Annotated in this window: 15 protein-coding genes; 8 read left to right on the top strand and 7 right to left on the bottom strand. The window is 68.3% G+C overall.

Annotated elements, in window-relative coordinates:
- Positions 1-169: 169 nt before the first annotated feature.
- The 4 genes from ACFXKA_RS29330 to ACFXKA_RS29315 all read left to right on the top strand — a co-directional run bounded on the left by ACFXKA_RS29330 (position 170) and on the right by ACFXKA_RS29315 (position 8,955).
- Positions 170-1,381 carry an acetyl-CoA C-acetyltransferase gene (locus ACFXKA_RS29330; protein ID WP_364621314.1) on the top strand — a complete coding sequence of 404 codons (1,212 nt, stop codon included), beginning with the start codon at positions 170-172 and terminating at the stop codon, positions 1,379-1,381.
- Positions 1,382-1,418: 37 nt separating this feature from the next.
- Entirely contained in the window at positions 1,419-3,572 is a 2,154-nt protein-coding gene (locus ACFXKA_RS29325) for a 3-hydroxyacyl-CoA dehydrogenase NAD-binding domain-containing protein (RefSeq protein ID WP_354838831.1), read from the top strand.
- 259 nt (positions 3,573-3,831) lie between these two features.
- Complete coding sequence (locus tag ACFXKA_RS29320) at positions 3,832-7,371, top strand: protein kinase (RefSeq protein ID WP_379429749.1); 3,540 nt, start codon at positions 3,832-3,834, stop codon at positions 7,369-7,371.
- A 111-nt stretch (positions 7,372-7,482) separates the two neighbouring features.
- A complete protein-coding gene (locus tag ACFXKA_RS29315) occupies positions 7,483-8,955 on the top strand; it encodes an alpha/beta hydrolase (protein WP_379429748.1) in 1,473 nt (490 codons plus the stop codon).
- A gap of 56 nt (positions 8,956-9,011) precedes the next feature.
- Here the strand turns inward: ACFXKA_RS29315 and ACFXKA_RS29310 are convergent, their stop codons facing one another.
- The 3 genes from ACFXKA_RS29310 to ACFXKA_RS29300 form a co-directional block, all read right to left on the bottom strand.
- Positions 9,012-10,328, bottom strand: coding sequence for a class I SAM-dependent methyltransferase (locus ACFXKA_RS29310; protein ID WP_354838840.1), 1,317 nt, complete (start codon positions 10,326-10,328; stop codon positions 9,012-9,014).
- Positions 10,325-11,773: an FAD-binding oxidoreductase gene (locus ACFXKA_RS29305; RefSeq protein WP_379429781.1), complete on the bottom strand. Its 1,449-nt coding sequence runs from the start codon at positions 11,771-11,773 to the stop codon at positions 10,325-10,327. The genes ACFXKA_RS29310 and ACFXKA_RS29305 overlap by 4 nt, the downstream gene beginning before the upstream one ends.
- Before the next feature lie 189 nt (positions 11,774-11,962).
- Positions 11,963-13,897, bottom strand: a complete 1,935-nt coding sequence (locus tag ACFXKA_RS29300) for a pentapeptide repeat-containing protein (protein ID WP_379429747.1) — start codon at positions 13,895-13,897, stop codon at positions 11,963-11,965.
- On the opposite strand from ACFXKA_RS29300, the gene ACFXKA_RS29295 reads away from it, so the two are divergent.
- Positions 13,897-15,141, top strand: coding sequence for an SLC13 family permease (locus ACFXKA_RS29295; RefSeq protein ID WP_379429746.1), 1,245 nt, complete (start codon positions 13,897-13,899; stop codon positions 15,139-15,141). The genes ACFXKA_RS29300 and ACFXKA_RS29295 overlap by 1 nt on opposite strands.
- On the opposite strand, the gene ACFXKA_RS29290 is transcribed toward ACFXKA_RS29295, so the two are convergent.
- Positions 15,138-16,031: a hypothetical protein gene (locus ACFXKA_RS29290; RefSeq protein WP_379429745.1), complete on the bottom strand. Its 894-nt coding sequence runs from the start codon at positions 16,029-16,031 to the stop codon at positions 15,138-15,140. The two genes, ACFXKA_RS29295 and ACFXKA_RS29290, sit on opposite strands and share 4 nt — an antisense overlap.
- 150 nt (positions 16,032-16,181) lie before the next feature.
- Here ACFXKA_RS29290 and ACFXKA_RS29285 point away from each other — a divergent pair, with 150 nt between their 5' ends.
- Complete coding sequence (locus tag ACFXKA_RS29285) at positions 16,182-16,616, top strand: SRPBCC family protein (RefSeq protein ID WP_354838852.1); 435 nt, start codon at positions 16,182-16,184, stop codon at positions 16,614-16,616.
- Positions 16,617-16,628: 12 nt separating this feature from the next.
- Here ACFXKA_RS29285 and ACFXKA_RS29280 read toward each other — a convergent pair whose 3' ends face one another.
- Positions 16,629-16,982 carry a VOC family protein gene (locus ACFXKA_RS29280; RefSeq protein ID WP_379429744.1) on the bottom strand — a complete coding sequence of 118 codons (354 nt, stop codon included), beginning with the start codon at positions 16,980-16,982 and terminating at the stop codon, positions 16,629-16,631.
- 15 nt (positions 16,983-16,997) lie between these two features.
- On the bottom strand, positions 16,998-17,807 hold the full coding sequence (locus tag ACFXKA_RS29275) for a MerR family transcriptional regulator (protein WP_379429743.1): 810 nt from the start codon (positions 17,805-17,807) through the stop codon (positions 16,998-17,000).
- Positions 17,808-17,908: 101 nt separating this feature from the next.
- Between ACFXKA_RS29275 and ACFXKA_RS29270 the strand changes: the two genes are divergently transcribed.
- Positions 17,909-18,241 (top strand): YbaB/EbfC family nucleoid-associated protein, encoded by a 333-nt coding sequence (locus ACFXKA_RS29270; RefSeq protein WP_354838861.1) that lies wholly within the window; start codon positions 17,909-17,911, stop codon positions 18,239-18,241.
- A gap of 14 nt (positions 18,242-18,255) precedes the next feature.
- Complete coding sequence (recR, locus tag ACFXKA_RS29265) at positions 18,256-18,864, top strand: recombination mediator RecR (protein WP_033090831.1); 609 nt, start codon at positions 18,256-18,258, stop codon at positions 18,862-18,864.
- A gap of 369 nt (positions 18,865-19,233) precedes the next feature.
- Here the strand turns inward: recR and ACFXKA_RS29260 are convergent, their stop codons facing one another.
- Positions 19,234-19,875 carry a hypothetical protein gene (locus ACFXKA_RS29260; RefSeq protein ID WP_354838865.1) on the bottom strand — a complete coding sequence of 214 codons (642 nt, stop codon included), beginning with the start codon at positions 19,873-19,875 and terminating at the stop codon, positions 19,234-19,236.
- Between the last annotated feature and the right edge of the window lie 49 nt (positions 19,876-19,924).

Here is a 19,924-nt window from a genome sequence, read left to right as displayed (position 1 = left end):
TCTAAGGTATGCCCGGGCGTACGGGCTTCCGGAGCGTCAACGAGCCTGCTCGGGACGCTGTTTTGTACAGCGTCTAGGCGATCGGTCGTGGGGCCGGTCGGCGAGGTTATAGCCATGGCACTGCCCGCACAACGCGGTGACGGCGCACCCAAGAGAGGAAAACTCCGATATGACCACAGAGGCCTACATTTACGAGGCCATCCGCACCCCGCGCGGCAAGAACCGGAAGGGCTCGCTGCACTCGGTCAAGCCGATCGATCTGACCACCGGTCTGGTCGAGGAGCTGCGGAACCGGTTCCCGAACCTGGACGAGGACCGCATCTCGGACATCATCCTGGGCGTCGTCTCCCCGGTCGGTGATCAGGGCGCCGACATCGCCCGCACCACCGTGCTCACCGCGAACCTCCCCGACACCGTCGGCGGCGTGCAGATCAACCGCTTCTGCGCCTCCGGCCTGGAGGCCGTCAACATGGCCGCGCAGAAGGTCCGCTCGGGCTTCGACGACCTGGTGCTGGCCGGTGGCGTGGAGTCCATGTCCCGCGTGCCGATGGGCTCCGACGGCGGCGCCATGTTCATGGACCCGTGGACCAGCTACAACGCTTACATTGTGCCGCAGGGCATTTCGGCCGACCTGATCGCCACCATCGAGGGCTTCTCCCGCGACGACGTGGACGCCTACGCGGTCCGCTCGCAGAACCTGGCCGAGCAGGCCTGGAAGAACGGCTACTTCTCGCGCTCCGTCGTCCCGGTCAAGGACATCAACGGCCTGACCGTCCTGGACAACGACGAGCACATGCGTCCCGGCACCACCGCCGCCGACCTGGGCAAGCTGAACCCGGCCTTCGCCGGCATCGGTGACATGGGCGGCTTCGACGCCGTCGCCATGCAGCGCTACACCTACGTCGAGAAGATCGACCACGTCCACACCGGTGGTAACTCCTCCGGCATCGTCGACGGCGCCGCGCTGGTGCTGGTCGGCTCCGAGGAGGCCGGCGCCGCTTCGGGTCTGACCCCGCGCGCCCGCATCGTCGCCACCGCCACCTCCGGCGCCGACGCCACCATCATGCTGACCGGTCCGACCCCGGCCGCGCACAAGGCGCTGGCCAAGGCGGGCCTGACGGTCGATGACATCGACCTGTTCGAGATCAACGAGGCCTTCGCCTCCGTCGTCCTGAAGTTCCAGAAGGACCTGAACATCCCGGACGAGAAGCTGAACGTCAACGGTGGCGCGATCGCCATGGGCCACCCGCTGGGCGCCACCGGCGCCATGATCACCGGCACCATGGTCGACGAGCTGCACCGCCGCAACGCGCGCTACGCGCTGGTCACCCTCTGCATCGGCGGCGGCATGGGTGTCGCCACCATCATCGAGCGCGTCTGACGCCCACCGACTTTCATCTTCAGGAGAATCGAAAACAATGACCGAGAACATGATCGGCTGGGAAAAGGACGCCGACGGCATCGTCGTGCTGACCATGGACGACCCGAACCAGGGCGCCAACACCATGAACCAGCTCTACAAGGACTCCATGCGGGCCACGGTGGACCGCCTGGTCGCCGAGAAGGACGACATCACCGGTGTCGTCATCACCTCCGCGAAGAAGACCTTCTTCGCCGGCGGTGACCTCAAGAACATGATGCAGACCACCCCGGCGGACGCCGCGGCCATCATGGAGGAACTGACCTTCATCAAGGACGACCTGCGTCGGCTGGAAACCCTTGGCAAGCCGGTGGTTTCGGCCATCAACGGTGCTGCCCTGGGCGGCGGCCTGGAGATCACCCTGGCCACCCACCACCGCATCGCGGCCGACATCAAGGCCGTGCAGCTGGGTCTGCCCGAGGTCTCCCTGGGCCTGCTCCCGGCCGGTGGCGGCGTCACCCGCATCACCCGCATGCTCGGCATCGCGAACGGCCTGATGGGCGTGCTGCTGCAGGGCCAGAAGTTCAACGCGCAGAAGGCCAAGGCCACCGGCCTCATTCACGAGACCGTCGCCTCCGTCGAGGAGCTGGTCCCGGCCGCCAAGGCATGGATCAAGGCCAACCCCGAGGCGGGCGTGCAGCCGTGGGACGTCAAGGGCTACAAGATCCCGGGCGGCACCCCCTCCACCCCGTCGCTGGCCGCCAACCTGCCGGCCTTCCCGGCCAACCTGCGCAAGCAGCTCAAGGGTCAGAACATGCCCGCCCCCAAGGCGATCATGTCCGCCGCCATCGAGGGCGCGCAGGTCGACTTCGACTCCGCCTCGCTGATCGAGTCGCGCTACTTCGTGTCCCTGCTGACCGGTCCGGTCGCCAAGAACATGATCCAGGCGTTCTTCTTCGACCTGCAGCACATCAACAACGGCGGTTCGCGTCCGAAGGACGTGCCGAAGCGTGAGATCAAGAAGGTCGGCGTGATCGGCGCGGGCATGATGGGCGCGGGCATCGCGTACGTCACCGCCAAGGCCGGCATCGACGTCGTCCTGAAGGACGTCACCATCGAGGCCGCCAACAAGGGCAAGGACTACTCGGTCAAGCTCGAGGAGAAGGCGCTCTCGCGTGGCAAGACCACCGAGGAGAAGTCGAAGACCCTGCTCGACCGCATCAAGCCGACCGCCGACGCGGCCGACTTCGCGGGCGTGGACTTCGTCATCGAGGCCGTGTTCGAGAACCCGGAGCTCAAGGCGAAGGTCTTCGGCGAGATCGAGGACATCGTGGACGCCGACGCGCTGCTCGGCTCCAACACCTCGACCCTGCCGATCACCCTGCTGGCCAATGGCGTGAAGCGGGCCGAGGACTTCATCGGCATCCACTTCTTCTCGCCGGTCGACAAGATGCCGCTGGTCGAGATCATCAAGGGTGAGAAGACCTCCGACGAGGCGCTGGCCCGGGTGTACGACTACACCCTCGCCATCCGCAAGACCCCGATCGTGGTGAACGACTCGCGCGGCTTCTACACCTCGCGCGTGATCGGCAAGTTCATCAACGAGGCCATCATGATGCTCGGTGAGGGCATCGACCCGCAGACCATCGAGCAGGCCGGTCTGCAGGCGGGCTACCCGGCGGCGCCGCTGAAGCTGTCGGACGAGCTGAACTTCACCACCATGCAGAAGATCTACAAGGAGACCGCCGAGGCCATCGTGGCCGCCGGTGGCGAGATCGACGCCGCCTCCGGCGCGACCGCGCAGATCCTCGACAAGCTGGTGGGCGAGTTCGACCGCAAGGGCAAGGCCGGCGGCGCGGGCTTCTACGACTACGTCGACGGCAAGGCCACCGGCCTGTGGTCGGAGCTGCGCTCCACCTTCAAGACCTCCACCGAGCTGCCCGAGGGCGTCTCGCTGCAGGACCTGAAGGACCGCATGCTGTTCGCCGAGGCCATCGAGACCCAGAAGTGCTTCGACGAGAACGTGCTGACCTCGACCGCCGACGCCAACATCGGCTCGATCTTCGGCATCGGCTTCCCGGCCTGGACCGGTGGCACCCACCAGTTCATCGTGGGCTACCCGGGTGGACAGGAAGCCTTCGTGGCTCGCGCCGACGAGCTGGCCGCCAAGTTCGGCAGCCGCTTCGAGGTTCCGGCTTCGCTGCGCAAGTGACATCGGCGCTCCAGCGCTGAAACACCCGGCCCGGGTCGCGAATACGCGGCCCGGGCCGGGTGTTTTACAGGTGTGTGACGAGGACCGGACGGGACGCCCGGAGCTGAGTGAAAGGTCCACACGCCCGTGCGGTCCGCGCTACGTTGGAAGATGCGCGGGAGAACACCGGAGGCAGGTCCAGATGAATCCACAGGCGCGCCCGGGCGGCTCGCGGAGTGAGCAGGCCCCTCCCGAAGACTCCACGCAGTCCTACCTTCCCATGACCCTCGACGACGAGCTCGAGGCCATGGGCCTGTTCGACGCGGAGGAGATCGGCCGGGGCGGTTTCGGGGTGGTGTACCGCTGTGCCCAGCGCGCCCTGGACCGGGTGGTGGCGGTCAAGGTGCTCTCCACCGAGATCGACGACGAGAGCCGGGAGCGGTTCCTGCGTGAGGAACACGCCATGGGCCGGCTGTCGGGGCATCCGAACATCGTCGACATCCTGCAGGTGGATGTGACGCCCAGTGGGCGGCCCTTCATCGTGATGCCCTATGCCACCCGTGGTTCCCTGGAACAGGTGGTGCGGGACAGCGGTCCGCTGTCCTGGACGGATTCGGTGCGGGTCGGGGTGAAGCTGGCGGGGGCCATCGAGACCGCGCACCGGGCCGACGTGCTGCACCGGGACGTGAAACCGGCGAATGTGCTCTTGAGCCGCTACGGGGAACCGCAGCTCACCGACTTCGGAATCGCCCGTATCCCAGGAGGTTTCCGCACCTCGACGAGTCTGATCACCGGTTCGCCCGCGTTCACCGCGCCCGAGGTGCTCAAGGGTGACGAGCCGACCGTGCGCTCGGATGTGTACGGGCTGGGCTCCACCCTCTTCGCGCTGCTGACCGGTCACGCCGCCTTCGAACGGCAGGCCGGGGAGAAGATCGTGGCGCAGTTCCTGCGCATCACCAGCCAGCCGGTGCCGGATCTGCGGGAGCTCGAGATTCCGGCCGACGTGGCGGCGGCGATCGAGGCGGCCATGTCGCCGGATCCGCGTGATCGGCCCGGCAGCGCCGTGGAATTCGGGGAGCTGCTGCGGACCGTGCAGGGTGAGCACGGGCAGGTCCCGGACGAGATGGCGCTGCTCGAGAGTGAACAGCCCGGGGTGGACGGCACGGATTCCGCTGCCACCCGGACATATTCGCGCCGGCGCACGCACACCGTGGTCACCGCCCCGCGCACCCACTCGCTGACGCTGCGGCCGCAGGGCAATCCCAGCGCCGTGTTCGCGGCCTCCGGCACCACCGAGTCCGGGGCCGTCGGCAATACGCTGCCGCCCACGGCCGCAACGAAATTCCTGCCCCCGACCCCGGCGCGCGAGCCGATACCACGCCCCCGGCTGCTGGACCCGCTGCGCGCGGGCGGTCGCCGCCGGCTGGCGGTGATCCACGCCCCGGCCGGATTCGGCAAGAGCACCCTCGCCGCGCAGTGGTGTGCCGAGCTCACCGATCGCGGGGTGGCGGTGGCCTGGATCGGCATCGACCGCGACGACGACAACGAGGTATGGCTGCTGGCCCACATCATCGCCGCCATCCGCAAGGTGCGGCCCGAGATCGGCGCGGGGCTCGAGCAACTGCTGGAGGAACGGCCCGCCGAGGCGGTGCCGTACGCGGTATCGGCGCTGATCGACGAGGTGCAGGCGAGCGGCAGCCCGGTGGTCGTGGTGGTGGACGACTGGCATCGGATCACCGACGCGGGGGCGCAGCGGGTGATGGAGTCGCTGCTCGACAACTGTTCGCACGACCTGCGTTTCGTCATCACCAGCCGGGAGCGGACCGGGCTGCCGCTGAGCCGCCTGCAGGTGGCCGACGAACTTGTCGAGATCGGATCCCGTCAGCTGCGACTGACCGAGACGGAGACCCGGCAGATCCTGGTCGAGCGCATGGCGCTGGAGCTGAGCGAGCGGCAGGTGGAGCAGATCCACACCGCCACCGACGGCTGGCCCGCCGCGATCCAGCTGGCGGGGCTCTCGCTGCGGTCGGCCGATCACGACGTGGACCGGCTGATCACCGGACTCTCCGGCGACAACAAGGAGATTCGCGAGTACCTCGCCGAGAACGTGCTCGACACCATCGAGCCGCACATGCTCGAATTCCTCAGCGCCATAGCCGTTCCCGAACGCGTGAACGCCTCGCTGGCCGAGGCGCTGTCCGGGGCGAAGGACGCCGCCGATCTGCTGGATCAGGCCGAGCGGCGGGAACTGTTCGTGCACCGGCTCGCCGACGATCCGAGCTGGTACCGGATGCAGCCGGTGGTGGCCGAGCACCTGCGCGCCCGCCTGGACCGGGCCCAGCCCGGGCAGTTGAAGAAATTGCACGGCAAGGCTTCTCGCTGGTTCGCCGAGCACAATCTGATCAAGCAGTCGGTCGATCACGCGCTGGCCGCCACCGACCTGAAGTACGCGCTGGACCTGGTCGAGAAGGGCGGCATGGACCTGATCGACAGCGCTCGGCTGGCGACCCTGTTCGGCACGGTGTCGAAACTGCCGGTGCAGCAGGTGACTTCGCGTAGCAAACTGCTGATGGCGCTGGCCCGGGCCAATGTGAACCTGCAGCAGTCCGGTGCGGCCCGGACCGCGCTGGGGCGGTTGTCGAACATGCTGGCGCGCAGTGGCGCCGACGACGCCGAGGCGGTGAACCAGCGCTGTCAGGCGGCGGTGCTGGCCGCGGCCGATCAGGTGGCCCGCGACCGCACCGAGGGTGTGCTGGACAAGATCACCGAATGCCTCAAGCTGGCCGACGACCTCCCGGCGTGGACGGTGTCGACGGCCGCGAATCTGGCTTCCTTCGTGCGCCTGTGCGACTTCGACTTCGAGGGCGCCCGGGACATGCAGGAGTGGGCCGCGCCCTATCACGTGCGGTCGGCCGATCCGCTGGGCGAGGTGTTCGGCCGCTGCGCGCAGGGCGACGCCGCCTACGAGCAGCTCGATATCGACACCGCCACCCGGTGTTTCGAGCAGGCGTGGCAGATCGCCCGCGACCGCGCGGGGTCCCGCTCGAACTCGGCGCGGGTGGCGGCCGCGCTGCTGGGCGAGGTGGCCTACCGGCGCGGTGACCTCGACAGCGCCGAGCGGCTGCTGGATCAGAGCCACGAGCTGACCGCCCGGGTCGGCCCGGTGGACTTCCTGGTCACCATCTTCGTGAGCGGGGCCCGGGTGAAGGCGGTCCGCGGTGACCTGGAGACCGCCGCGGCGCGCCTGGACGAGGGCGCGCGCATCGCGGCCGACCGCCGGCTCACCCGCCTGGCCGCCCAGGTCCGGGCCGAACGCCTGCGGCTGGGCCTGCCCGCCGATGCGCTGACCGCGGGCCTGGTCACCGATCCGATGGCCCCCGCGCTGCGGCACGCCACCGGCGCGGCGGCGCTGGCCGCCGAGGCGGAGGAGATCGCCACCATCCGTGCCCTGCTGGCCCGGCACTACCGCGGCGAGGACCGCGCCACCGACGACCTGGCCCCGCTCGGTGCCGACGACACCGCGGTCAAGCGCGCCCGCGCCCTGTATTCACGCATCCGCGAACAGCATCGGCCGCGCGCCGAACTCGACGCGGCGCTGCTGCTGGCCGAATGCCTGTCGGTCTCCGGTTGGCTCGGGGAGTCCATCGCGGTGCTCACCCCGGTGGTGGTCCGCTGCGCCGGGCTGGGGTGGTCCCGGCCGCTGCTCGATGCCGGGCCGGGCGTGGTGAACATCCTGCGCACCATGCGCCACGAGATGCCGCTGGACGCCGGTACCGAGGCGCCGGAGCTGCCGCGCCGATTTCTCGATTCCCTGCTCTGAACAGCGGATTCAGGGGTACGACCGGCGAATTCGAGTGAGCTCGCCCAGCATCCAGGCTTCATGCAGCCTATTCACAGGGTTTCTCGAGGAATGGTGTCGAGAATCGCCGACGTGCCTGTGACGACGATGCTGCAGTCCCCGCCCGCCGTGCCTCCGGCACCGCAGTTGCCCGCACAGACCCAGACCGGATTCGGGGGCGGCTTCCACCACGGGGTTTCACTGCTGCACGGCTGGCTGCCCCAGGTGATCACCTTCGTCGCGGTCTTCCTGCTGGTGGTGGCGTTCGCGCGCTTCACCCGCCGGTGGTGGCTGTTGTGGGTGCCGGTCTGCGTGGTGTTCGCGCTCGGGGTGGTGTGGGCCGCCTGGATGTACACCAACGACGAGGGGCTGGCGTCGGATCCGGCGCCGGTGCTGCTGTGGATCGCGATCGGCCTGGCGGGGGCGGCGCTCGCCGCCGCGGTGGTCGGCATCCGAACCGGTGGCTGGTGGCAGCGGATCGTGGCCGTGCTGGCCGTGCCGGCGGCGCTGCTGAACGTGGGTGTCGTGCTGAACCAGTGGGTGGGGTACTACCCGACCGCGAACGCGGCGTGGGCTGCCATGACGGCGGAACCGCTGCCGCATCAGACCAGCTTGGATTCGCTGGCGTCGCTGCGGAACACGAATGTAGGAACCGGGCGGATCGTGCCGGTGGACATTCCGGAATCGGGTAGCCACTTCAATCACCGCACCGAATACGTGTACCTGCCGCCGGCCTGGTTCCAGGGCGACGAGCCGCCCACCCTGCCGGTGGTCATGATGATCGGCGGCGAGTTCAATACGCCGGCGGACTGGGTGCGCAGCGGTCAGATCATGCCCAGCGTGGACGATTTCGCGAAGTCCAACAACGGCCGGACGCCGATCCTGGTGTTCGTCGATTCCGGTGGCAGTTTCAACAACGACACCGAATGCGTGAACGGCCCGCGCGGCGATGCGGCCGACCATCTCACCAATGATGTTCCCGCCTATGTGGAATCGACCTTCGGCGCGTCCGCGGATCCCGCGAAGTGGGGGATCGTCGGATGGTCCATGGGCGGGACGTGCGCGGTGGATCTGGCGACCATGCATCCGGAACTGTTCGGCACCTTCGTGGATATCGCGGGCGATCTCGGTCCGGTCGCGGGCAACAAGGAGCAGACCGTCAAACGGCTCTTCGGCGGCAGCGAGCAGGCCTGGGCGGCCTTCGATCCCACCACCGTGATGCAGAAGCACGGCCCGTATACCGATACGGTCGGCCTGTTCGACGATCTGACACCGCCCGCGTGGCAGAAGAAGATGGCCTCCGACCCCAAGGCGAAGGCCTACATGCAGCAGCAGTCGATCGACGAGAGCAAGGTCGGCATGGGCGGCAAGGACGGCGTCTACGACACCGGCGAGGTCGGCGCGGCCGAGGCGCTCTGTGCCCAGGGGCAGCAGGTCAATATCAACTGCACGGTGCACACCACCGAGGGCGGGCACACCTGGCAGTTCGCGGCGGCGGCCTTCACCTCGTCATTCCCGTGGATGACCGCGCGCCTGGGAATTCCGGTGGCGGGCCTGTCCTCGTAGCAGCGAAAGCAGGCGTGCGGCGAAAGCCGCACGCCTGCGTCGTCTTACGAGGGTTCCTACGCCTTCCACCAGGGGCGCAGCGGCACGGTCCAGGCCTGATCCGCGCCGAGCTTGACGCCCAGGATCTGGTGCAGCTGCACCACATTGCGCTCGAAGCCGAGCTGACAGCCGGCCATGTAGAGGCCCCACACCTTGGCGGTGCCCTCGCCGACCTCCTCGACGGCGGCATCCCAGTTCTTCACCAGGTTGTCGCACCATTCGGCGAGGGTGAGGGCGTAGTGCCGGCGCAGGTTCTCCTCGTGCAGCACCTCGAGGCCCACGTTCTGGACCTCGGAGATGATGCGGCCGGAGCCGGCCAGTTCGCCGTCGGGGAAGACGTAGCGGTCGATGAAGTCGCCCGCCTTGGTGATGCGGGTGTTGTCCGGCCGGGTGATGGAGTGGTTCAGGAACAGGCCGCCGACCTTCAGCTTCGACTTGATGAACTCGAAGTAGGCGGGGTAGTTGTGCACGCCGATGTGCTCGGTGAGCCCGATGGAGGAGACCGCGTCGAACTCGTCCTCGCGCACATCGCGATAGTCGCTGTGGCGCACCTCGGCGAGGTCGGACAGGCCGTCCTCGGCGATCTTGGCCTGCGCCCACTCGGCCTGCTCGGCCGACAGGGTGGCGCCGATGACCCGCACGCCCCGCTTGGCGGCGTAGCGCACCATGCCGCCCCAGCCGCAGCCGATGTCGAGCAGCCGGTCGCCGGGCTTCAGGTTCAGTTTTTCGAAGACCAAGCGGTACTTGTTCTCCTGGGCCTGCTCCAGCGTCCAGGCCGGGTCCTCGTAGGCCGCACAGGTGTAGGTCATGGACGGGCCCAGCACGTACTCGTAGAACGTGTTGGAGACGTCGTAGTGGTGGTGAATGGCCTCGGCGTCACGAGTCTTGCTGTGCCGCAGTCCTTCCAGCGCGATGCGCCGCCAGCGCGGCATGGCCTCCTGCGGCGGCGGGGGCACCGGCTTGAGCAGTTCCCAGCCGAGCGAGCGGGCGATGACCACCAGTTGCAGGGCGGTGGGGCGGCGGAACTTCATGCCCGCCATGGCCTTCAGCAGGGCGTAGGGGTCGCCGGGTTCGACGCCGTGGGCGATCAGGTCACCGGAGATGTAGGCGCGGGCCATGCCGAGGTCGCCGGGCGCGGTGGCGATGAAGTTGACGCCGCGCGGGGTGGTGATCTCCAGGCCGAATTCCGAGTCCTCCGGGCCGGCACTGCTGCCGTCGTAGCAGGTCAGGCGGATCGGCACGGGTCCGTCGAGGAGGGTCTCGAAGATCTCGGCAATGCTGAGTTTGGTTCCGAGCTCGGCGAATACGTCGGAACGGTCCTTGTACGTGGTCACTTGCGTTGCACCGCCTTCGAATACAGATCCAGTAGACGAGAATCCGGGTCGTAGCGTTTCCTGAGGGTGGGATACGTATCGCCGCCGTAGTAGAGGGAGGCGAATTCATCCTGGCCGTAGAAGGAGTCCGAATACAGGGATTTATGACCGTCCAGTTCGGACACCTTGCGCTCGATGGCACGGTTGGCCGCGCCGTCGGGCTGTCCCGGCACGGTCGGCACGGCCGACCAGAAACCGACATTGACGTAGGTGCGACCGGGCTCCAGCGGATAGAGCGGCCAGGGGCGTTCGGCCGCGTCCTGCGCCTCCGCGGGGTTGTCGCGCAAGCGCAAGGGGCACAACCAGATCGGCTCGATGGGGATCTCGCGCAGGAACCACTCCACGAAATCCGCGGTGTGCTCGATCGGTACCTCGATGTCCTGCACCACCCGTTCGCGCGGCGGATTCCCGTGCCGCGCCTCGATCTTGTCGCCGATCGCGTACCGGTGATCCAGCGCGATCAGCTTCCAGTAGAAGCTGGAGCGCCGGTACTGCCGGGGCCAGAAGCGCCGGATCCGCGGGTTCTGCGCCCCGAATGCCCGTGAGCACCAGAACCAGTCGGTGTCCCAGCGCCACAGGTAGTCGTGGATGGTCAGCCGATCGCGCTTGGGCCGCGCGGAATCGTGCTGGATGGATCGGTAGTAGATGTCCATGCCGGTGTAGTCGCTGACCGGGCCGGGCTCGTCGGTCTGGCGGCCCAGAATGAGGTAGCTCTCGTCGGCGGTGAAGACCACGCCGTCGAGGTAGTCGACCGGTTCGCCGTCGTGGGAACGGTCCGCGATGATCTGTGTCATCGTCGCCTCCAGCTCCCGCAGATCGTGGAACCGTATGTGCCGCAATGCCACGTAGGGCAGCACCGGTTCGAGTTCTATCTTCAGTCGGGTCGAGTACCCGAGCGTGCCGTAGGAATTCGGGAATCCGCGGAAAAGATCCGCGTGTTCGCCGTCCCGGGTGGCGGTGACGATCTCACCGGCGCCGGTCAGCACGTCGATCTCGAGCACGGATTCGTGCGGGAGACCGTTGCGGAACGAGGTGGACTCGATGCCAAGTCCGGTGACCGCGCCGCCCAGGGTGATGGTCTTCAGCTGCGGCACCACGAACGGTGCCAGCCCGTAGCGCAGGGTGGTGGCGACCAGGTCCTCGTAGGTGGTCATGCCGGCCACGTCGGCCGTGCGGGCCGCCGGGTCCACCGCGATGACCTGCGTCAATCCGGACACATCGAGCCCGGGCGCGGTGCTGCGCGCCCGGGCTCGGAAGAGGTTGGACGTCTTCTTGGCCAGCCGGATGTTCGCATCCGGCGGGATGGCGCGGTACGAGGCCAGGAGGCGATCGACTCCGGCCCGATGCGCGGCGAAACCTGATTCCTGTGCGGCCGGTGCGCGGCCGGCCTTCCCCAACAGACTCACTGCCACCTTCGGAAACCTAGCGTGCACCGACCGGTACGGCCAGCAGGGGAGCACCGGCGGGGCGGGTTTTCACGCACAGTTTGCATGCGTGTCGGCGGGTGCGACCTGCCGTGTAGCGAGGGTATTCCCGTCCCCGGCGTGATGATTGTTACTTCAGCTAACAATTGGGTTACGGTGCGGCCGAGCCCTTTACAGCGGGTCGTCGAGCTCCATCTGCCGGATCTGCGGCAGATACGGATCCAGTTCGCCCGCCTCGAAACGGCACAATCCGATCACGTGCCAGAACTGGCCCGCGGTCAGGCCCTCGGTCTTGTAGCGGCCGTCCGGTGTGAAGGCCACCCAGCCCTCGGGCAGCCCGAGCAGGGTGCCGCGCGGCTGCGGAGCCGCGGCCGGATCCGTCAGCGACCACAGCATGATCGAACCGTCGTTCCCGGCACTGGCCAGCAGCCGGCCCGACGGGGCGAAAGCCAAGGACCGCACCCGGTTCCGATGGCCGTAGAGGGTGTGCAGGTGCCGGCCGCTGGTGATGTCCCACAGGTTGATGACCAGATCGTCGCCCGCCGTGGCCAGCGTGCCCGACACCGGATCCACCGCCACGCACCACAGCCGCCCGCGGTGCAGGTCCAGCCGGTGCAGCGGGGGCCCGCCGGTCAGACTCCAGATCCGCACCGTGCCGTCCCAGGAGATGCCGGCCAGCCGGTCGCCGCGGAAGACCACCCCGTAGACCCGGTGGCCGCTCGCACCGTCGCGGACCGGGTCCGACAGCGTTTCCAGCAGGTCCCCGGACGCCACGTCCCAGAGCCGGACATGGCCGTCGTCGCAGCCGGTGGCCATGGTCGCGCCGGCCGCGTCGAAGGCGATCGAGCGCACCCGGCCGCGATGCTCGGCGCAGACGGCGTGCTCGCCGCCGGTCTCGCGGGTCCACAGGGTGACGGTGTCGTCGTCATTGGCGGTGGCGATGTAGCGGGCGGCCGGGTCGTAGGCGATGGCCCACACCGGGGCGGAGTCGACGGTGATGTCGCGTTCCGCGGTGGCGGCGTCGATATCGAACACCCGCAGCCGCCCGGCATTGCCCACCGTCACCAGCTGGGCGGGGTGGGCCGGGCTGAAGACGCCGGACTCCAGGGTGATCAGCCCGTCCGCGCTGCCCTGCAGACGCTGGGTCAGCCGCCCGGTGGCGGCGTCCCAGAGCCGCACGCTGCCGTTGTTGCCGCAGCCCGCGAGCAGTGTTCCGGCCGAATCGGTTTCCAGCGGCCATGGCCAATTCTCATGGCCGGACAGGATCTTTCGCACGGCCCCGCCGGCCGCGTCCCCGATCCGGACGGTGCCGTCGGCCGAACCGGTGACCAGGACCTGCTCGGTGTAGGCGACCGCGAAGGTGCGGGCGCGATGTCCGTGCAGGGTGCGCAGCGTGCGCCCGGTGTCGGCGCCGTAGACGACCACACTGCCGGAATCGCAGCCGACGGCGACGGTGCCGCCGTCCGGGCTGTAGGCCAGCGGACGGGGCAGCCGTCCGCTCTGCGCGTCCACCCCGTGCTTGACACCGATTGCGGCCGGGGCGAATTCGGTCAGCGGTGGGGTACCCGGCACCCGTCCGGACCCGGCCAGTTCGGTGCCGATCGGGCTGCCGATCACGTCCAGCAGGGCGGCCCGGGTCCAGCGGCTGCCCTCGCCGCGTGCCCCGGTGAAATCGGTGCGGGCCAGTCGCGCCCCGGTCAGGTCGGCGCGGCCGAGGTTGGCGCGCACCAGGGAGGCCTGATCCAGGTGCGCCCGGTGCAGGCGGGTCCCGCGCAGGTCGGCGTTCTGCAGGTTGGCGCTGGTGAGCTGGACCTCGGTCATATCCGCTCCGCGGAGATCGGTGCCGACCAAGGAGGCCTGGTCGAGTTGCGCGCCCACCAATCGCACGCCGCGCAGGACCGCCTGGTCCAGCACCGCGCCGGTCAGCCGGGTCTCGGTCATGTTCGCGCCGGTGAAGTCGAGCTGTTGCAGATTGCGGAAGGACAGATCCTCCCGCGACAGGTCCAGCCCGCGCAGGTCCTTGTCGGGCGAGATGCGCAGCCGGGCCGCGATCCTGGCGGCATTGGTCCGGGTGACCCTCCCGCTGATCCTGCGATCATTGGTCAATGCCCGAACAGCTGGAATCCGATTCGCCGCCCACCCGGGTGGGCTCGGTCGCGCGCCGGCGGCCCAGTGTGCTGGATTCGGTCCGGATCGGGCTGCTGATCGTTGGATTGCTGTGTGTGGCGACGGGACTGCTGCCCAGGCATGAGGCGGCGGAGAACATGCGGCGGATCGCGCCGTTGTTGTTGTTTCTGGGCAGTGTGATCGTGCTGGCGAACCTGGCTCGGCGGGCCAAGGTGTTCGATGTGATCGCGCATCGGCTGGCGATCATCGCCGGTGGGAATTATGCCGGGTTGTTCCTGCTGTGCGTGCTGTTCGCGTCGACCACGACGACGGTGCTGAATCTGGATACGACCGCGGTGCTGCTGACACCGGTGATGATCGCGCTGGCGGGGCCGGCGCGGATTCCGCCGCTGCCGCTGGCCATGACGACGCTGTGGCTGGCGAATACGGCGAGCCTGTTGCTGCCGGTGTCGAATCTGACCAATCTGCTGGCGGCGGATCGGGTAGCGCTGGACGCGACCGGTTTCGCGGCCAGAATGTGGCTGCCGCAACTGCTTTCGATCGCGGTGACCATGCTGTGCCTGTGGTGGTGGTACTGGCGGCGGTCGCAGCGCGGGGCCGACCGGTATGTGGTGCCGGAGCCGATCCGCCCGGCGGATCTGCGGGAACGGGTGCTGCTGTACGCGTCCGGTGGCGCGTGTGTGCTGTTCGTACTGGCCATTCCGTTCGTGGGGGATCGGATCGGTATCGCGGCCACGGTGGCCGCGGCCATCGCGGTGCTGGCCTTCGCCATCTGCGACCGGTCGGCGCTGCGCCTGTCGCTGTTCCCCTGGCAGCTGCTGGTTTTCGTGTCCGGGCTGTTCCTGGTGGTGCCCACGCTGTCCGCGCACGGCCTGTCGACGGTGATGGATTATCTGATCGGGCAGGACTCCAGCGGTCCCAGCGTGTTCCGGGCCGCCGGCGCGGGCGCGGCGCTGTCCAATATCTTCAACAACCTGCCCGCCTATACCGCTGGCGAGGCCGTGATCTCACCGGGTGAGCGGAACCAGTTGCTGGCCTTGCTGATCGGCACCAACGCGGGCCCGGTGGTCACCCCGTGGGCCTCCCTGGCCACGCTGCTGTGCCTGGAGTTCTGCCGCACCCACGCGGTACGGGTCCCCATGCGCCGGTTCCTGCTGACCGGCCTGGTGCTGGCGGTGGCCGCGACCGCCGCCGCCACCGCGGGGCTGCTGCTCACCGGCTAGAACGTATTCACCGGGCGCAGTGCGTATTCCACGATCTCGATGACATCGTCGTCGGTATACACGGTGGGCAGGGGTAGGCCGAGGCTTTCCAGCAGCCTGCGCACCTGCCCGATCGTCGGCTCGCTCGGCGGCCGCAGATCGGCGTCGCGACTGAGCTGCACCGGCTGCGCCTGTTTGAAGCTCACCGCCAATTCCCGGGTGAAATCCGAATACTGGGGCTTGCCGCGCTCGAACAGCAGCGCCGGGGTTTTCGAGCCGCGCTGGTTCATGATCACCACGTTGTCCGACATGTCCCAGCGGTAGGTCGACAGCGTCGACGACAGCCCGAGTTCGACGGTCAGGAACTCCGACTGCTGCCGATACCAGGCGCAGGCCAGCGCCGTGGCGTAGGACTGTTTGCGAATGCGGTCGGCCGTCCACGGTCGCCCGCTGGCATCGCCCTGCGGCTGGAGCGAGTTGCGGTACTGCGCGTCCGCCAGGCACAGCTGCTCATTGCCCGGGTGCAGCACCTCTACCCGCAGATTCAGCAGGTGGCTCTCGTCCCGCGCCCGCCCGAGGAAATACGGCAGCGTCACCGCGCGCAGGTAGGTTCCGGTGCCGCCCTTGTAGATCCAGTTGTCGGTGTCCCGCCGGGCCCGGGCGTGCGCCTGATCGATCTCCGCGCCGTGCAGCAGCCGGACCGCCGCCAGTTCCCGGACCAGCCGCGAGGTCCGATTGCGGTCGCGCAGCAGGGTGAGCGCGAGCAGACTCAGCACGAGCAGCGTCGCGCCGCTCACCGCGTTCAGATTGGCGAACTTGTCGAAGGCCTCGACCACAATGGCCGTGGCCGCCACGACCAGCGTCACGACACCGTCGATATTGAGCCGGATCCAGGTCACGAACCGCGTCATCACCGCGTCCTCCCCCGCAGTAGTGCACCCAGGATAGGTGGCCGACCCGACACGGCGCAGCGAACCGGCGCAGCCGGATGCGGCGTAGCATGACCGAGCGGTAGCAGGGCAGAGTGCCGGTCGGCCCGCGCAATCACTAAGGAGCACATGGTGGGACAGGTCAGCGCCTCCAGTTCGATCGTCGTCGCGGCGGATCCGAAGCGCACCCTCGACGCGATCGCCGATTACGAGACAGTGCGGCCCAAGATCCTCTCCGCGCACTACCGCGACTACAAGGTGGTCGAGGGCGGCCAGGGCGCCGGCACCGTCGCCGAGTGGACGCTGCAGGCCACCGAGAAGCGCTCCCGCAATGTGCGCGCGGCCATCTCGGTCTCCGATTCCATGGTGACGGAACGGGATTCGAACTCCTCCATGGTCACCGCCTGGACCGTGACCCCCTCGGGCACCGGCTCGCTGGTCACCGTGCGCACCACCTGGAAGGGCGCGGGCGGCATCGGCGGCATCTTCGAGGGCATCTTCGCGCCGCTCGGCCTGAAGAAGATCCAGGCCGAGGTGCTCGAGAACCTGAAGCGCGAGCTCGCCTAGCGAGCTAGGGGGTCAGCCCTCGCCGCCGATGTCGAAGAGGTTGCCCTCCGGGTCCGCCAGCGTCGCCCACTTCACGCCGTATTCGTCGAAGTCCGCGAGATGTTTGGCCCCGAGGGCAACCGCGCGCTCGACCTCGGTGGTCAGGGCGTTGCCCGCACTCAGGTCGACGTGCACGACGTTCTTGCCCGGGTTCTTGTCCGGCACCTGGGCGAACATGAACGTCGGGGTGGCGGCGGCGTTGTCGATGGTCGCGAAATGCTCGTTCGCGCCCTCGTCGACCGGGCGGTCCAGCAGCTGCGCGTAGAAGCCCGCGAGCGCGGCGGCGTCGTGGCAGTCGAAGACGATATTGCCGAGGGACAGTGCCATGGATTCTCTCCTTCTTCAGAGCCGGCCGATGGGCCAGCAAACTTCGGTGCGGTAGTCGGCGGGCTCGGCGTCGCCGGGCCCGACCAGGTAGATCTCGCGCACGGGTTCGATGAGCGCGGTGTCGTGTTCGGCCACATGGCTGCCCAGCGCGCCATAGGTGCGGTCGAATTCGGTGAACGGGCCCGCGTGGACGGCGATGGCGAACCGGCGGGCGGGCAGGTCGAGGACGGTCCCGGCGTCGACGCGGTCCCGGTGCCGCTCGTCGATGGGCACGAAGGTGACGACTTCGCCGCGGTCGTATTCGAAGAACTCCGGCGCGTAGGTGGCGCCGCCCGGTCCGGCGGGTGCGAGGCTCGCCGCGGCCAGTTGCGCGTACATGGTTCCGTAGCTGTGGTCACACCACGCATCGCAGTCCTCGCGCGCCACCTCCGCCGTCATGGCCAGCGCCGGATAGCTTGCGACCGAACGGTATTCGACGCTGATCCCGGTCGACGGCAGCAGCAGCGCCCGGAGCGAGGCCACCACGTCGCGGGTGCGCACCAGCTCGGCCTCCATGCGCTCGAGATGCGCCCGGATGGCCGCGTCCCGCGCCGCCTGATCCGGGGCGGCCATCACCGCCTTGATCTCCGGCAACGGCATGTTCAGCTCGCGCAGCCGCTTGATCAGGTGCGCCTGGTCCACCTGCTCGGTCGAATAGAACCGATAGCCGGAGCCCGGGTCGATCGCCACCGGGGCCAGCAGGTCGATCTCGTGGTAGTACCGCAGCGTCTTGATGGTCAGGTAGGTGAGCCGGGAGAACTCACCGATCGGAACCGTTGCCGTCATGCCCTTAGCGAACACCCTCCAGCGAGGGGAGAGTCAAGCAGCGCGGCGCGCGTCGCCGACTAGGCTGGGGAGCGATCACCATCCCCCAGGAAGGACGCGCCGTGCAGCCCGGTGAAGGTTTCGATTTCCAGCAGTTGATGGCCCAGGCCCAGCAGATGCAGCAGGCCGTCATGGCCGCGCAGCAGGAGATCGCGGAGTCGGAGGTCGAGGGCGAGGCGGGCGGTGGCCTGGTGCGCGCCCGGATCCGCGCCACCGGCGAGGTGCTGGCGCTGACCATCGACCCGAAGGTGGTCGATCCGGAGGATGTGGACACGCTGCAGGATCTGATCATCGGCGCGCTCAACGACGCCATGGAGACCGCGCAGAACCTGGCCGCCGAGCGGCTGGGCCCGCTGGCCGGCGGTCTCGGCGGCGGCGCGCTGCCCGGACTCTGATCGGGGCTGGGTAGGTGTACGAGGGTCCGGTTCAGGATCTCATCGACGAGTTGGGCAAGCTGCCCGGCGTCGGCCCGAAGAGCGCGCAGCGCATCGCGTTTCATCTCCTCTCGGTGGAGCCGCCGGAGATCGACCGGCTGCAGGCAGCCCTGCAGAAGGTGCGGGACGGCGTGCGGTTCTGCGCCGTCTGCGGCACCGTCTCCGACGGTGAACTGTGCCGTATCTGCGCCGATCCGCGCCGCGACCGCACCATGATCTGCGTGGTCGAGGAGCCCAAGGATGTGCAGGCCATCGAGCGCACCCGGGAATTCCGCGGGCGCTATCACGTGCTCGGCGGCGCGCTCGACCCGCTGTCGGGTATCGGACCGGATCAGTTGCGCATCCGGGAATTGCTGACCCGCATCGGAAATCAGGACGACGGCGTGGATGTCACCGAGGTGATCATTGCCACCGATCCGAATACCGAGGGCGAGGCGACGGCCACCTACCTGGTCCGCATGCTGCGCGATTTCCCGGGACTGAGTGTGACGCGCCTGGCCTCGGGTCTGCCCATGGGCGGCGATCTGGAATTCGCCGACGAATTGACCCTGGGCCGCGCCCTTTCCGGGCGTCGCGCCCTGTAAGTGGGGTAACGGATCGGGTTATGTCCAGGTCGGCGGCGCGGGGAGCGCCGCCGGCTGCGGGCAGGGAATGTGTTGAACGTTCCTGGGGATATCGGCTCCGGCACCGCTGGCGTGCAATGCCACGGCGATAGCGAAAGTAGCCGCCAAACCGGCCACGACTGCCAAGCCCTTACGCAAGGTCCCGTTCTTCAAGGATGGGCGTAGCTTCGACCGGCGTAGCTTCATGTTTCGCTCCTCGCCTCGGTGAGTAATGCGTACAAGCTCGGAAACACCGCGTGCAATTAGCGAAATGCTAGCTTTCCTGTGCGTGCGCAGCCTTCATTCCGGGGGGTTGGAAGTGGAAATTGAAATCGGTCCGTTATTCGACGGTCAGAACGTGAGACGCTGCCAATCCAGTGCGGCGAATCCCGAACGATCTCCGGTGGCCCAGCCCCAGATGAGATCGGCCACAATTCGCGGGTCGTTCGCGGTGGCGGCGAAATGCTTGTCGGCGGACCCGTCCCGGTATTCCAGGTCGTAATGCCCGTCCTGATGCCGATAGGTCTGGATGTAGATCTGATCTCCGGTTTCCACGATCAGATACGGACCGGGTTGTCCCAGCTCCGGAATCCACAGCTCCACCAGTTGCCGTGTCAGGTACGGGAATTCACCCGCCCCGCCGTGCGTGACGGCGGCGGTGACCGATTCGGCCGGATCCACCAACCAGGCCAGCTGCGGGTCCCACAGCGCGTAGTCGTGCGGGGTGCCCAGCTCGAACAGCAGCCCGCGTACATGGCCGATGGCGTCGTAGGGGGTGGAGACGAACAGGGCGTCGCCGAGCACGCCGTCGCCGGCGGGCGAGCCCAGGAAGCTGTCCGCCTCGGGCAGTTCGCCATTGCGCTCGTCCAGCTCGGCCGCGATTCCGGTGACGGCGTCACCGGCCGGTCTGCCGTCCTGCGCGGTCAGATACGTGTCCACCTCGGCAGGGGACACGGCGGCTCCGGAGGGCAGCAGAACGAGGTCGTAGCTCACCCGGCCAGGCTAGCTGTCGGAAAAACTCCCGCGTGTCCCGGCCTTGGCG

It is taken from the genome of Nocardia sp. NPDC059228, from assembly GCF_042754245.1.
GTDB lineage: Bacteria > Actinomycetota > Actinomycetes > Mycobacteriales > Mycobacteriaceae > Nocardia.
Note: the sequence above shows the minus strand (reverse complement) of the source record. Positions and strands in the feature narration are given on the sequence as shown.